Origin of the sequence: Enterococcus sp. AZ140 (assembly GCF_051714405.1) — a bacterium.
Lineage (GTDB): Bacteria > Bacillota > Bacilli > Lactobacillales > Enterococcaceae > Enterococcus_B > Enterococcus_B pernyi.
Genome location: NZ_JBIORU010000001.1, coordinates 1,021,343 through 1,037,500 on the forward strand (window position 1 = coordinate 1,021,343; position 16,158 = coordinate 1,037,500).

Genomic DNA, 16,158 nt, shown 5'->3' on the forward strand with positions numbered 1-16,158 from the left:
ACCTCTTTTCTAAGTTCAGTTTACCAGATTTTTTTTGAATGTAAAGGGAGAAACAGGCATTCAACGTCAGTGGATAATATAAAAAGTATAGATCGTTCGTCGGATGGGAAAAGCATGATGAAAGACGAATACACGTAACCAGTCATACAAGGTAACGAGTTGATGTTACGAATATTCCCCTAAAAAGAAAGTGAATGGAAAAGGTGGTATGTAAAAATGTTTCTTCCACAACTTTATACGATCACCTCGTATTCTTTGTTGCAAAGTACGATTCGCATAAACGAATACGTTCGAGAAGCAAAGAAACTAGGCTATCAGACATTAGCGATCACAGATAAGGATGTGCTATCTGGGGCAGCGGAATTTTACCGCATCTGTATGAGTGAAAAAATACAACCAATTATTGGACTGAACTTGACCTACCAGTTTCAAGAACGTCATTATGAGTTACTACTCTACGCAAAAGATAGGATCGGCTACCAACAATTGATCAAGCTCTCAAGCAAGAAAATGATCCGAGAAAAAATCGAGCTTCACGAGATCGATGAACTCGATCATTTGCTTGTCGTTTTACCAGCCAAAAAATCGCTTGCTGATGACTACGGTGTGTCAGCATCATTTGATAGCCATTGGCAAAGTTTGCAAGAAAAAATAGCATCTTCTCATTTTTATGTAGGTGTCACAGAAGAAACGCCCCTAGAAGCTCCAGAATGGCTAGCTTATTTACGAGCAAATCAATTTCAACTTTGTGCAGTACATCCGATTGCTAGTTTGCACCAAGAGGAACTTTTTTCTTTGGAAACAATGAAACATCTGCGTGAAGGAACGCAACTCTCTTTTGATGAAGTGCGACAAACGACTCGTGATTCAGCCACAGGTTTTTTACTTCCCGAAGCAGAATTACGACAAAGATTCATAAACGCAGGATTGGAAGAAGCGTTGAACAATGCGCAGCAATTAGCTAAAACAGTAACTTTTGAATTTCAGTTCCATCAGAAATTACTACCACATTATCCGGTACCAGAAAATCGAAGTGCAGGAGAGTATTTACAGGAACTTTGTCAGAAGCAATTAGGCAAGCGTGTGGAAAAGATCACTGCAGCTTACCAAGAGCGCTTAGATTATGAACTGTCAGTGATCCACCAGATGGGATTTGATGATTATTTCTTGATCGTTTGGGATGTCATGGCTTTTGCTCATAAAAAAAACATCGTTACTGGTGCTGGTCGTGGTTCAGCTGCGGGGTCATTAGTCGCCTATGTGTTGGAGATCACAGATGTAGATCCATTGGAGTACGACTTGCTATTTGAACGTTTTTTGAATCCAGAACGATACACGATGCCAGATATCGATCTAGACATTCCTGATAATCGCAGAGAAGAAGTGCTGATTTATGTTCGTGAGAAATATGGTCAATACCATATGGCACAAATCGCCACGTTTGGAACCATGGCAGCTAAAATGGTGCTAAGAGACGTGGCACGTGTCTTTGGCCTCTCACAAAGCGAAGCAAATCGTTGGTCTAAAGCGATTCCTAATCAATTGAAAATGACGTTGAATGAGGCTTATCGAACTTCTAACAAGCTGGTTGAATTAGTACAAGCGAGTGAAAAAAATCAATTGTTGTTCCATACTGCAAAAATACTTGAAGGTTTGCCAAGACACGTTTCTACCCATGCAGCTGGTGTCGTTTTAAGTGATAAGAATCTACTAGAGTTAGTTCCTTTACAAAAAGGATCAGATGAAGCATATTTGACTCAGTATACAATGAATGATGTCGAAGCTATTGGGTTGTTAAAAATGGATTTTCTTGGATTAAGAAATCTGTCTATTATCGATTACACAGTGAAAGCAATCAAACGTGTCGAAAACAAAGATATCGAACTCAAAGAAATACCATTAGATGATCCTAAAACTTTACAGCTTTTCCAACGTGGCGAAACAACAGGGGTCTTTCAATTCGAATCTGCCGGGATTCGGAATGTCCTCCGGAGATTAGGACCAGAAAACATTGAAGATATTGCCGCTGTCAACGCCTTGTATCGTCCTGGACCAATGCAAAATATCGATACATTTATCGCTCGTAAGAAAGGGAAGGAAAGAATCCATTATCCCGACGATTCACTACAACCGATGTTGAAAAATACGTATGGCGTCATTGTGTATCAGGAACAAATTATGCAGATTGCTTCAACCATGGCTGGATTTTCTCTTGGACAAGCGGATATTTTGAGGCGAGCAATCAGTAAAAAGAAAAAAGACGTGATTGATCAAGAAAGAGATCATTTTGTTCAAGGTGCCAACCAACAAGGGTACAGTAAGGAAAAGGCCAATGAAGTGTACGAATATATCGAACGCTTTGCTAACTATGGGTTCAATCGTTCCCACGCGTTTGCTTACTCCTTTGTTGGCTTTCAAATGGCCTATCTCAAAGTTCATCACCCTGGTGCATTTTTTATGAGTTTGATGAATTCCGTCCGTCACAACACGGCAAAGTTAAAAGAGTATATTGCTGAGGCAAAAAAGTATAAAATAAAGCTGACCCCTCCATCCATCAATCAAAGTTTTTATGGTTTTGAGCTGACGGATAAAGAAACCATTCGTTTCGGATTGACAGCAATCAAAGGTGTTCGTCGAGATTTTGTTGAGGAGATCATTCGTGAACGAAAAGAAGATGGGCCATTCCGTTCGGTTGATCAGTTTCTGATTCGTATCAATAAACGTTGGCTCAAATTGGAGTTGCTACAAACATTAGTTGCATCAGGTGTTTTTGATGAATTAGTAGGAAACCGCAGACAGTTGATGTTGGATCTGGAAGGTAAGATCCAAAACATCTTATATAGTGGTGGTAGTTTAGACCTTTTAGATATCATGGCTTTAAAAGAGGAAGAAGTCGCAGATTATAGTCTCGAAGAGAAGCTTCAATTAGAAGAAGAGCATTTAGGTGTCTATTTATCTGGTCATCCGACAGAAGGGTATGAGCGACTTAAATTAGCCAAAAAAGTCCACTTAGTCACAGAAATCGTCCCTAAACAAGCCACAAATGTTTTAGTGATGGTCAAAGAGGTAAGAGAGATCCGTACGAAAAAAGGAGCGTTGATGGCTTTTGTCAGCGGGACAGATAGTAGTGGAGAAATAGCTATTACCGTTTTTCCAGAGCTGTACCGCCAAGCGCGTCCATTATTCAAAGAAAATCAAGTGATTTTCGTGCAAGGACGTTCAGAAATCAGTAAATACAATCAAGAATTGCAGCTGATTGCAGAAGTAGTCGCTGATCCTGAAGAATTGCAACAGCAGTATCCAGAACAAACGTGTTATTTGAGAATCAGGGAAGAGGCAGATCAACCAGATACGATGAAACAACTGCAAGAATTGTTCAAAAAATTCCCAGGATATATTCCTGTTGTGATGTATCATGAAAAAGACCAACGAAAAGTTGTGTTATCTGAAGCCTTTTGGCTCGATGGTTCAGACAGTCTCAAGCAGCAATTAGCTTACCTTTTAAAAGAAGAAAATGTTGTTTTCAAATAACTTACGGTAAAAGATACTATTTGCTTTCATTTTTTTTCATTTTTTTATCAGGAAATCAAGACAAGTGAGCAAAATAATGTTAGAATGTTAGTCGTGGTTAATACAAAGAAGGTTATAAACCTAAGTCTTGCTTAGGATAAAGTAATTTAATGAGGTGAAGATGAATATGAAACGCATCGGAATTTTGACTAGTGGTGGAGATGCTCCTGGGATGAATGCAGCAGTTCGTGCAGTCGTTCGTAAAGGTATATATGAAGGATTGGAAGTTTACGGGATCAATTATGGTTTTGCTGGATTAGTTGCCGGAGATATCCGTCGATTAGATGTTGCAGATGTCGGTGATAAGATCCAACGCGGAGGTACATTCTTATACTCTGCACGTTATCCTGAATTTGCAACAGAAGAAGGACAATTAAAAGGAATCGAACAATTGAAAAAATTCGGTATCGAAGGTCTTGTTGTGATCGGTGGCGATGGTTCTTACCATGGCGCGATGGCTTTGACTAAACGTGGTTTCCCAGCAGTGGGTGTACCAGGTACGATCGATAACGATATTCCAGGAACTGATTTTACGATCGGTTTTGATACTGCAATCAACACAGTATTAGAATCAATCGACCGTATCCGTGATACAGCAACTTCGCACGTTCGTACATTCGTGATCGAAGTAATGGGACGTAATGCTGGAGATATCGCTTTATGGTCAGGTGTTGCTGGTGGAGCGGATGAGATCATCATTCCTGAGCATGATTTTGATATGGCAGTTGTTGCCAAAAAAATCCAAGATGGCCGCGATCGTGGCAAAAAACATTGCTTGATCATTTTGGCAGAAGGCGTAATGGGCGGAAACGAATTTGCAGAAAAATTGTCAGCATATGGCGATTATCATACACGTGTATCGATCTTAGGACACGTTGTACGTGGTGGTTCACCAACTGCACGCGACCGTGTATTAGCAAGTAAATTTGGCGCACATGCTGTTGAATTATTGCAACAAGGTAAAGGTGGTTTGTGTATCGGTATTCGCGACAACGATATCGTTGAGGCTGATATCATCGACACACTAGAAAATAACAAACACCAACCAGATTTATCATTATATGACTTGAACAACTCACTTTCTTTCTAATAAAGAAAAGTAGTCAGATAAATCAATAGATATATATGGGAGTGGGAAGCAGGTCTTCCCAATATCTAACAGATATTTAAGCTTTGAATGGCTTTAAATAAACAATTTGAATGGGAGAGTTTTGTAAAATGAAAAAAACGAAAATCGTTAGTACATTAGGACCAGCCAGTAATTCAGTAGAAACTATTTCTAAATTGATTGAATCTGGAGCAAATGTCTTCCGCTTCAACTTTTCACATGGTGACCATGAAGAACAATTATCACGTATGGTAATGGTTCGCGAAGCAGTGAAGAAAACTGGTAAAGATGTCGGCATCCTTTTAGATACAAAAGGTGCAGAAATCCGTACAACAGTTCAAGGCACAACTGAAGAAGATTTTGGCCGTGCAGGCTACATCAAATTTGAAGTTGGCGACAAAACACGCATCTCAATGGACCCTGAACATGTAGGTTCAAAAGAAAAAATCGCAGTAACTTATCCAGGTCTTTTTGAAGACGTTCATGTAGGTGGACATATCTTATTCGATGATGGTTTGATCGACATGGAAATCATTGAAAAAGATGAAGCAACGCGTGAATTAGTAGTAGAAGTGAAAAATGCAGGTATGCTAGGATCACGTAAAGGTGTTAACGCACCAGGCGTTTCAATCAGCTTACCAGGTATTACACCAAAAGATGCAGACGATATCCGCTTCGGACTAGATAACGACATCGACTTCATCGCTGCAAGTTTTGTTCGTAAAGCACAAGACGTATTAGATATTCGTGAAATTTTAGAAGAAAAAGACATGACACATGTTCAAATCTTCCCTAAAATCGAATCTCAAGAAGGTATCGACAACATTGATGAAATCATCAAAGTTTCTGATGGTATTATGATTGCTCGTGGAGACATGGGTGTTGAGATCCCTGCTGAATTAGTACCAATGGTTCAAAAACGTATCATCAAAAAATGTAACGCTGCGGGTATCCCAGTAATCACTGCAACACAAATGTTAGAATCAATGCAAGAAAACCCACGTCCAACACGTGCGGAAGCATCTGACGTTGCCAATGCAGTATTTGACGGAACAGACGCAACAATGTTATCAGGTGAATCAGCAAATGGTGACTATCCTGTTGAAGCTGTTGCAACAATGGCTCGTATCGACCAACAAGCTGAATTAGCATTAGCAGAATTAGGTTCATTCCAATTAAATGAATTTGACAAAACTGATGTAACAGAAACAATCGGTCTATCAGTAGCACGTGCTGCGAAAAACTTAGGCGTAAAAACAATCGTTGCTGCAACTGAATCTGGTTATACAGCAAAAATGATCTCTAAATACCGTCCAGATGCTGATATCTTAGCTGTCACATTTGACGAACGCACAAAACGTGGTTTGATGCTTAACTGGGGTGTATATCCAACAGTTGCAGAAAAACCAACAACAACAGACGAAATGTTTGAATTAGCTGCGAAAAAAGCAGTCGAATTAGGTTTCGCTTCAGAAGGTGACTTGATCTTGATCACTGCTGGTGTACCAGTTGGTGAACGTGGAACAACAAACGTAATGAAGATTCAAATGATTGGTTCAAAATTGCTTGAAGCACAAGGAATCGGTCAACAATCTGTTGTAGCGAACGCTGTAGTTGCTTCATCAGCAGCAGAAGCAATCAAAAAAGCAAAAGATGGTATGGTATTAGTTGTTCCTTCAACTGACAAAGAATTCATGCCTGCAATCGAAAAAGCAGCAGCAGTAGTTGTTGAAGAAGGCGGTTTGACTTCACATGCAGCAGTTGTGGGAATTGCACAAGATATTCCTGTAATCGTTGGTGCGAAAGATGCAACTTCAACGATCAAAGATGGTGAATTGATCACTGTTGACGCTCGTCGTGGTATCGTTTATCGCGGAGAAACAACAGCTATCTAATTGAAATCAAAATCAAAAAGAGTGTTGAGAGAAATCTCAGCACTCTTTTTTTGTTTTTTATTGTGTGTGAGTTGAGCAAGTCATTTTTGGGTTTTCATAAATTCATGGATGACTTCGATCACGTTTTCATGTAAAACCGTTGGTAACTGCTGTGCACGAGTGGCTAATGAAATCAAAAAACGTGGTTGAGCAGTATCTGCTAAAGGAATAGCTACGAGATTATCTTCAGGATGAATCGCGATCTCGGTGAGAAAGCCAATCCCGATATTTTCTCGGATCATGCTTTTCAAAATAGTTAAGTCATTACTCTGATAAACAATCTTAGGTACAATATGCGTTTGCTTAGAAAGCTTTGTAAATGCAGCAGGATGGACGTAGTGTTCATTTAATAAAACAAATTGATCGTTGACTAGCTCCTTAAAAGAAACGCTTGTACGATCTGCTAGAGGGTGTGAAGGGGACACAACGATCATGAAGCATTTATCCAACAATGGCTCGACTTCTAGCTTTTGATCAACGATCGGCTGCGTTGATCCAAGAATCGCAAGATCAATCCGCCCTTGATGAATCATGCCATATAGATCACGAGAACCTCCGTCGATGATATCGATTTGACCCATTAATTGATGCTTGATAAAATAGCTCGATAATTTTGGGAAATATTCATTGCCAATGATAGGTGGCATACCAAAGCGCAATTTTTTCTTTTGTAGCTGAGCAATCTCTGCTTTAGCAAGTGTAATTTCTTGTAAGACGGATTGTGCATGGATCAATAATTGCTTACCAGCAGGAGTGATGATCAATTCATGATGGGAACGATCTCTTGTAATCAGTGTGGCACCAATTTCTTTTTCCAGGCGTTGTAAGGCATAAGTGATCGTCGGTTGACTGACCTCAAAAAACTTAGCCACCTTAGTAAAGTTTTTTTGTTTGACGATTTGAACATAGTATTCAAGATCTCTTGTATTCATGAATCGATTCGCTCCCTTGACATATAAATAATGTTTATTGTAATCGATAATTTTGACTATAACAAACCTAAAAGACTACACTTAAAAAAGAAATAAGTAATCTGCTAGGCTAGTGGCACGCGAATCGTCTTTTAGATTAAAACAAAAAATAGAAGAAGCAACATGTTTGAGCAGTGCTGGCTCATATCTACAAAGAGATTGCTTCACTAAATGGGTACTGAGGAGATGGAAGAAATGGTATTTTTTCAATCAATTGAAAGTGTGATCAGTATAATCTTGATGATTGGATTAGGCTATGTACTAAAAAGCTTGGGGTGGTTTGATGAACAGTTTGGGGGAAGTATCTCTTCCTTGATCACTAAAGTAGCTTTACCCGCCTCGATTTTTGTTTCAGTTATGAAGAATTTAACTAAAAGCAGTTTGATAGAATTATCTGGAAGTTTGATATATCCGATCGCTGCAGTGATCATTTCCTACCTGATTGCTTATGTGCTAACAAAATTACTCAAGATACAACCAGGTAGACGGGGAATTTTTATGAATGCAGTGGTGAATGCCAATACGATATTTATTGGCTTGCCACTCAATATTGCCCTTTTTGGCGAAGCCTCTTTACCTTACTTTTTAATTTATTATGTGACAAATACCGTATCGACCTGGGCATTTGGTGTGTTTTTGATCGCTAATGATGACCCAACAAAAGATCGAACAGAAAAGAAAACGAAGCTGAATTGGAAAAAGCTTTTGCCAGCGCCTTTATTAGGTTTTATCCTTGCGCTTTTCTTCTTGGTGTTAGAGATCCCTGTACCTGATTTTGTCAATTCAACACTAAATTATGTAGGCGGGATCGTGACGCCATTATCATTGATCTATATCGGAATTGTTTTATACGATGCAGGGTTGAAAAGTATTCGATTTGATCGGGATACGATCGTGGCTTTGATCGGTCGATTTATCTTAGCACCAGCTATATTGATTGGACTGATGGTAATAGGTAAATATGCCTTTGGTGCAGAACTAGCCCCTCTACTGAAACAAACGTTGATCGTACAGTCAGCTACACCTATGCTAGCTGTCTTACCAATCCTTGCAAATGAAGCACACGGTGATGTGAAGTATGCAACGAATCTTGTCACGACGAGTACCTTACTATTTGTGTTCGTTGTACCTATTTTAATGCAATTGATCCAATACATTTGATATCTGATCAAACGGTGATAGCTAGCGACAAAGTAAACGCAGAGCGAATAAATCTCACGTAGATGAGAAAAACGCTCTGTGTTTTTTTATGAAGTGTAAGGTGTCAAGAAAATTTCATTGACAACCGACTTTTTGCCCTGTATAATAGCTTTTGTTGCTTAGGAGTGATGAAACTATGAAATGGTCTTTATTGGAATTGAGAAAATACCAAGAGACACCGTTAACTTTTCATGAGACCCTTGACGTAAAAAAGGCTCTTATGAAGCGAGACGATTCAATTTTAGATGTTGCGCCTGTGGAAGTCGAAGGTCTAGTCTCAGTAGATAACAAAGGCTATCTCGTTCATTACACTGCGCAGACGACACTGACTGTTCCGTCCACTCGTTCATTGACACCAGTTGAATTACCAATCAAACTGTCTGTAGATGAATTGTTTATGACGATGGAGCAATACCAACGTAGAGATGTACAGTTACCTTCAGAAGAGATCCTCTTAATCGAAGGAACGCATCTAGATGTGACAGAGTCGATCGAAGACAACATTTTATTGGCGATTCCGATGCGTGTACTCACAGAAGAAGAAGAGCATTCCACTGAATTACCGAAAGGGAACGATTGGGAAGTGCTATCCGAAGAAGAGTACGAAAAACGCAAAACGGAAGAAGCTGAGACAAAAGTAGATCCTCGTCTTGCAAAACTATCAGAATTTTTTGATTCAGCATCAGAAGAAGATGATAACGCGTAAGATTGGAATATATTGTATCAAATATTGATACGAGACTTTACAAGGAGGTGTAGCAAAATGGCAGTACCAGCTAGAAGAACATCGAAAGCTAAAAAAGCAAAACGTCGTACTCATTACAAATTGACAATCAAAGGATTGAACGAATGTCCAAACTGTGGTGAAATGAAAAAAAGCCATCACGTATGTGCAAGTTGTGGTTACTACGATGGTAAGGACGTAATGTCTAAAGAAGCTTAATACATTTTATTTAGAAAATGTAAAACCTCAAGGCTAACCATGGAGCCTTGAGGTTTATTTTTTTGATTCTGAAATAACAATTGTATTCGGAATGATAAGAAGTAAGAAACATCATCGATTCGTACTTATTTGGTTTGCAAGTAAGCTATGTTAAGCTATAATGAGAGAGATTAGGGAGAACATCCCATATGTAGGAGGAGTTTATATGTCAAAACAACAAATCGGCGTTGTCGGAATGGCCGTCATGGGTAAAAATCTAGCCCTTAACATTGAAAGCCGCGGCTACTCTGTTGCACTATTTAACCGTACAGGAGCAAAAACAACAGATGTGGTAGAAGAACATCCAGACAAAAACTTCAAAGCAACATACACAATCGAAGAATTTGTTGATTCAATCGAAAAACCACGTCGTATTCTTTTGATGGTCAAAGCAGGACCAGCAACAGATGCAACGATCCAAGAATTATTACCACATTTAGACAAAGGTGATATTTTGATCGATGGCGGGAATACCTTCTTCCAAGATACGATTCGTCGAAATGAAGAATTAGCCAACTCTGGTATCAATTTTATCGGGACTGGTGTTTCAGGTGGAGAAGAAGGTGCGTTGAAAGGACCTTCGATCATGCCTGGTGGACAAAAAGAAGCGTATGAATTAGTTGCACCGATCCTTGAACAAATTTCTGCAAAAGCAGAAGACGGCACCCCTTGTGTAACTTACATTGGTCCAAATGGTGCAGGCCATTATGTCAAAATGGTCCACAATGGGATCGAGTATGGTGATATGCAACTGATTGCCGAATCTTATGACTTGATGAAAAATATTTTAGGTTTATCTGTCGATGAGATGGCTGATATCTTCAAAGAATGGAACGAAGGTGAATTAGATAGCTACTTGATCGAAATCACTGCGGACATTTTGACACGTAAAGACGATGAAGGTACAGGTCAACCGATCGTAGACGTGATCCTTGATGCTGCAGGGAATAAAGGAACAGGGAAATGGACAAGTCAAAGTGCTTTAGACCTTGGCGTGCCACTTCCATTGATCACAGAGTCTGTCTTTGCCCGTTATATCTCTGCATACAAAGATGAACGTGTACAAGCAAGCAAAATCTTGACACATACGAATGATTTTGAATTCAACGGCGATAAAAAAGAATTTATCGAAAAAATTCGTGAAGCGTTATACTTCAGCAAAATCATGAGCTATGCACAAGGGTTTGCACAGCTACGTGTCGCATCGAAAGACTATGGCTGGGATTTACCATTCGGTGAAATTGCAAAAATCTGGCGTGCCGGCTGCATCATCCGTGCTCGTTTCTTACAAAAAATCACTGATGCCTACGAAAACAATCCTGACATTAAAAATCTATTATTGGATGACTACTTTGTTGAGATCACTAAGAAATACCAACAAGCCGTGCGAGAAGTTGTTGCGTTAGCTGTTCAAGCAGGCGTACCGGTACCAACATTCTCTTCAGCGATTGCTTACTTTGATTCATACAGAGCCGAACGTTTGCCTGCAAATATCATCCAAGCACAACGTGATTATTTTGGCGCACACACGTATGAACGTGTTGACAAAGAAGGAATCTTCCATTACTCATGGTATAACGAAGATTAATCAGCTTCTTTATTCTTCAACATGCTAAACAAATAAGTAATAAATGAAAGAGCTGAGGTCATTTTATAGAGGGCGACTTCAGCTCTTTTTTAAAATAGTATTCCATGATAAAATGATTATAGATTTTAAATTAACTATTGGTATAATAATGGAGTTTAGAAGCCTAGGAGAGAAAGGACAAAATTGAATGAGTAATATTCTAATCATTGAAGATGAGAAAAACTTAGCCCGATTTGTCGAGTTAGAATTAAAACATGAAGGGTATAATGCTGAAGTACATTACAACGGACGAACAGGTCTGGATGCTGCTTTGAATAATGAGTGGGATGCAATTTTATTAGACTTGATGTTACCTGAATTGAACGGACTTGAAGTTTGTCGTCGCGTACGCCAAGCGAAAAATACACCAATTATCATGATGACTGCGAGAGATTCTGTCATTGATAGAGTTTCTGGTTTAGATCATGGTGCAGATGATTACATCGTCAAACCATTTGCAATCGAAGAATTGTTAGCGCGTCTACGTGCTTTATTACGCCGCATCGACATCGAAGGAGACAAAAATGTGGCAAAACAAACAACGATCACTTATCGCGACTTAACGATCGAAAAAGAAAATAGAGTCGTACGTCGTGGCAATGAAGTCATTGAATTAACGAAGCGTGAATATGAACTATTACTTACTTTGATGGAAAATGTCAACGTGGTACTTGCACGGGATGTTTTATTAAACAAAGTTTGGGGCTACGAAACCGAAGTGGAAACAAACGTAGTGGATGTGTATATTCGTTATCTCCGTAATAAAATCGACGTTCCTGGTGAGGAAAGCTATATTCAAACAGTACGTGGGACTGGTTACGTGATGCGCTCGTGAGCAATTACAATCAAACCGAAAAAAGAGAACTTAAAGGTCCATCCTTGACGATCAAGTGGGCCTTTGCAAGTTCTTTCTTCATATTTGTCGTCTTTACGATTTTTGCAGTGATCACCTATAAATCATCGATCAATCTGATCGTAGCTAAGGAAAGAGCAAATGTCGAACATACCATTTCTGAAGCGGCTTCTCGTTTATCAAATTCAGATGAGGAGTTGACATTGATCAATGCCTATCGAAACTTAACGAACGCTGACCAAACCGGTGGTACTGGAGATGATACTGCTGTCATTGAAGGGAACTTGATGAAAATCGACTCCTTTATTTCCGAACTTGGTCAAGCATCGATGGATCTGTATGTTTACGATCTGGATGAAAAATTGATTTTTAAAACACACGAAAAAAGTCGTTCATTGATCCAAACGACCAGGAAGATCCCAACGATCGTTACTTTAGACGGGAAAACTGGCTTTTTATCGATCCAACCTATTTATTCTAAACAAACAAGAGAAAAAATCGGCTATACTCAAACGTTTTATGAACTTTCATCTTTCTATGATATAAGAAATAATCTTTTGTTGACTTTGATCGTGCTAGAGATCGTCTCCTTGATACTAAGTAGTATCTTAGGTTTCTTCCTATCTTCTTACTTCTTAAAACCGTTAAAAGTATTACGAGATACGATGGATACGATCCGTAAAGATCCACAATCAGATATCCATATGCCAGAGATTGATACAGATGATGAGTTAGCAGACCTTGCTGAGATCTTCAATGAAATGCTAGATCGTATGCGTTTGTATATTGAACAACAAGAACAATTTGTGGAAGATGTATCACATGAATTAAGAACACCTGTAGCAATTATTGAAGGGCATCTCAGCTTATTGAATCGCTGGGGGAAAGATGATCCCGAAATTTTAGAAGAATCCCTAACTGCAAGTATGCAAGAAATCAGTCGGATGAAAAGTTTAGTACAAGAAATGCTAGATCTATCACGTGCAGAGCAAGTGGATGTTTATTATGCCAACGAAACGACGAATGCAAAAGAAGTGACTTACCAAGTATTCAATAATTTTAAATTACTTTATCCTGATTATGTTATTACACTGGATGATGACTTACCTAAAGAAGTAACACTACAAATTTTTAGAAATCATTTTGAACAATTGATTATCATCATTTTAGATAATGCGGTAAAGTATTCAACGACAAGAAAAGAAGTCCATATCTCCATTTCATCCACGCTTAGCGAATTTGAGATCGCGATCCAAGATTTTGGGGAGGGAATACCTGAAGAGGACTTGAAGAAAATATTTAATCGTTTTTATCGTGTAGATAAAGCAAGAGCACGAACAAAAGGTGGAAATGGCTTAGGATTGTCGATTGCCAAACAACTTGTAGAAAGCTATAAAGGAAGAATATTAGCAGAGAGTGTAGTAGGGCAAGGGACGATTTTTAGAATTTTTGTACCAATTGTACGAACAGAAGACAAGTAAAGTGATGACTTTACTTGTTTTTTTTATGGATTTATCGACAAACTTCCCTAGGCTATTGATTTCTAAGAAGTTCTTACGTAGCCTTCCCACTAAAAAGAGACGAACTTTAATTGTAAAATACTAGAATAATACAATTAAATAACATCAAAAAACTGTTGATTTTTAAACATCTTCTACGAATATTCGGCTTTGAAAATAATCGTTGAAAAAAGCATTTTTTCTATTGCAATTTTTTTAAGTCCTTGATATATTATTATTTGTTCTGACAAAGCAGTAAGAAAAGTCATGATAAATTGTTGAATTTAAATGTTGACGAGGTTTTGATGCTGTGTTATAATAACGAAGTCGTTAAAAAATAAGGCGATAAAAACCTTAATATACCAACGAAAAAAGTTGTTGACAAATAACAACTGAGATGATATATTAATGAAGTCGCTAAGAAACAACGACAAACAACTTTCTAAGTTAAGAAAGAAAAACTTGTTGACAACTTCTTAAAGAAATGTTAAGATATAAAAGTTGTTAAATAAGAAAGAATAGACCTTTGAAAACTGAACAAAGTAAGACAAACCAAATGTGTAGGGCGTCTTGATTCAATTCAAGACAACAAACATTTTTAACAAGCAAGCAATATGCTAGCAAACAAATTGAGCTTAACAATCGCAAGATTGTTCTAACTTTTATTTATGAGAGTTTGATCCTGGCTCAGGACGAACGCTGGCGGCGTGCCTAATACATGCAAGTCGAACGCTTCTTTTCCCACCGGAGCTTGCTCCACCGGGAAAAGAGGAGTGGCGAACGGGTGAGTAACACGTGGGTAACCTGCCCATCAGAAGGGGATAACACTTGGAAACAGGTGCTAATACCGTATAACAATCGAAACCGCATGGTTTCGTTTTGAAAGGCGCTTTACGGTGCCGCTGATGGATGGACCCGCGGTGCATTAGCTAGTTGGTGAGGTAACGGCTCACCAAGGCCACGATGCATAGCCGACCTGAGAGGGTGATCGGCCACATTGGGACTGAGACACGGCCCAAACTCCTACGGGAGGCAGCAGTAGGGAATCTTCGGCAATGGACGAAAGTCTGACCGAGCAACGCCGCGTGAGTGAAGAAGGTTTTCGGATCGTAAAACTCTGTTGTTAGAGAAGAACAAGGGTGAGAGTAACTGTTCACCCCTTGACGGTATCTAACCAGAAAGCCACGGCTAACTACGTGCCAGCAGCCGCGGTAATACGTAGGTGGCAAGCGTTGTCCGGATTTATTGGGCGTAAAGCGAGCGCAGGCGGTTTCTTAAGTCTGATGTGAAAGCCCCCGGCTCAACCGGGGAGGGTCATTGGAAACTGGGAGACTTGAGTGCAGAAGAGGAGAGTGGAATTCCATGTGTAGCGGTGAAATGCGTAGATATATGGAGGAACACCAGTGGCGAAGGCGGCTCTCTGGTCTGTAACTGACGCTGAGGCTCGAAAGCGTGGGGAGCAAACAGGATTAGATACCCTGGTAGTCCACGCCGTAAACGATGAGTGCTAAGTGTTGGAGGGTTTCCGCCCTTCAGTGCTGCAGCTAACGCATTAAGCACTCCGCCTGGGGAGTACGACCGCAAGGTTGAAACTCAAAGGAATTGACGGGGGCCCGCACAAGCGGTGGAGCATGTGGTTTAATTCGAAGCAACGCGAAGAACCTTACCAGGTCTTGACATCCTTTGACCACTCTAGAGATAGAGCTTCCCCTTCGGGGGCAAAGTGACAGGTGGTGCATGGTTGTCGTCAGCTCGTGTCGTGAGATGTTGGGTTAAGTCCCGCAACGAGCGCAACCCTTATTGTTAGTTGCCATCATTTAGTTGGGCACTCTAGCAAGACTGCCGGTGACAAACCGGAGGAAGGTGGGGATGACGTCAAATCATCATGCCCCTTATGACCTGGGCTACACACGTGCTACAATGGGAAGTACAACGAGTCGCAAAGTCGCGAGGCTAAGCTAATCTCTTAAAGCTTCTCTCAGTTCGGATTGTAGGCTGCAACTCGCCTACATGAAGCCGGAATCGCTAGTAATCGCGGATCAGCACGCCGCGGTGAATACGTTCCCGGGCCTTGTACACACCGCCCGTCACACCACGAGAGTTTGTAACACCCGAAGTCGGTGAGGTAACCTTTTTGGAGCCAGCCGCCTAAGGTGGGATAGATGATTGGGGTGAAGTCGTAACAAGGTAGCCGTATCGGAAGGTGCGGCTGGATCACCTCCTTTCTAAGGAATATTACGGAGACTACACACGTTTGTCGATACTTTGTTCAGTTTTGAGAGGTCTACTCTCAAAATTTTGTTCATTGAAAACTGGATATTGAAGTAAAAATGTAAGTAATACAAACCGAGAACACCGCGTTGAATTTGAAAGCTAAACAAATCGTTTAGCCTTAAGCAAAATAGGCGGCCAGA

The 16,158-nt window shown here is 39.9% G+C and carries 10 protein-coding genes and 1 rRNA gene; 10 read left to right on the forward strand and 1 reads right to left on the reverse strand.

Annotation, left to right across the window (positions count from 1 at the left end):
• Positions 1-216 precede the first annotated feature (216 nt).
• The 3 genes from dnaE (at position 217) to pyk (ending at position 6,573) form a co-directional block, all read left to right on the forward strand.
• Complete coding sequence (dnaE, locus tag IGJ39_RS04845; RefSeq protein ID WP_195476292.1) at positions 217-3,531, forward strand: DNA polymerase III subunit alpha; 3,315 nt, start codon at positions 217-219, stop codon at positions 3,529-3,531.
• Between the two features lie 166 nt (positions 3,532-3,697).
• On the forward strand, positions 3,698-4,660 hold the full coding sequence (pfkA, locus tag IGJ39_RS04850) for a 6-phosphofructokinase (RefSeq protein WP_195339599.1): 963 nt from the start codon (positions 3,698-3,700) through the stop codon (positions 4,658-4,660).
• 128 nt (positions 4,661-4,788) lie between these two features.
• Positions 4,789-6,573: a pyruvate kinase gene (pyk, locus tag IGJ39_RS04855; protein WP_010735840.1), complete on the forward strand. Its 1,785-nt coding sequence runs from the start codon at positions 4,789-4,791 to the stop codon at positions 6,571-6,573.
• Between the two features lie 80 nt (positions 6,574-6,653).
• Here pyk and IGJ39_RS04860 read toward each other — a convergent pair whose 3' ends face one another.
• Positions 6,654-7,544 (reverse strand): LysR substrate-binding domain-containing protein, encoded by an 891-nt coding sequence (locus IGJ39_RS04860; protein WP_019723060.1) that lies wholly within the window; start codon positions 7,542-7,544, stop codon positions 6,654-6,656.
• 234 nt (positions 7,545-7,778) lie between these two features.
• Between IGJ39_RS04860 and IGJ39_RS04865 the strand changes: the two genes are divergently transcribed.
• The 7 genes from IGJ39_RS04865 (at position 7,779) to IGJ39_RS04895 (ending at position 15,969) form a co-directional block, all read left to right on the forward strand.
• Positions 7,779-8,744 (forward strand): AEC family transporter, encoded by a 966-nt coding sequence (locus tag IGJ39_RS04865; RefSeq protein ID WP_019723059.1) that lies wholly within the window; start codon positions 7,779-7,781, stop codon positions 8,742-8,744.
• A gap of 175 nt (positions 8,745-8,919) precedes the next feature.
• A complete protein-coding gene (locus IGJ39_RS04870) occupies positions 8,920-9,489 on the forward strand; it encodes a YceD family protein (protein WP_010735837.1) in 570 nt (189 codons plus the stop codon).
• A 57-nt stretch (positions 9,490-9,546) separates the two neighbouring features.
• A complete protein-coding gene (rpmF, locus tag IGJ39_RS04875) occupies positions 9,547-9,726 on the forward strand; it encodes a 50S ribosomal protein L32 (protein WP_010735836.1) in 180 nt (59 codons plus the stop codon).
• A 205-nt stretch (positions 9,727-9,931) separates the two neighbouring features.
• Positions 9,932-11,353: an NADP-dependent phosphogluconate dehydrogenase gene (gene gndA / locus IGJ39_RS04880; protein ID WP_438764248.1), complete on the forward strand. Its 1,422-nt coding sequence runs from the start codon at positions 9,932-9,934 to the stop codon at positions 11,351-11,353.
• 187 nt (positions 11,354-11,540) lie between these two features.
• Positions 11,541-12,227, forward strand: coding sequence for a response regulator transcription factor (locus tag IGJ39_RS04885; RefSeq protein ID WP_010735834.1), 687 nt, complete (start codon positions 11,541-11,543; stop codon positions 12,225-12,227).
• On the forward strand, positions 12,224-13,726 hold the full coding sequence (locus IGJ39_RS04890; RefSeq protein ID WP_065096743.1) for a HAMP domain-containing sensor histidine kinase: 1,503 nt from the start codon (positions 12,224-12,226) through the stop codon (positions 13,724-13,726). Before IGJ39_RS04885 ends, IGJ39_RS04890 begins: the two co-directional genes overlap by 4 nt.
• 682 nt (positions 13,727-14,408) lie before the next feature.
• Positions 14,409-15,969 (forward strand): 16S ribosomal RNA (locus IGJ39_RS04895).
• Positions 15,970-16,158: the final 189 nt, after the last annotated feature.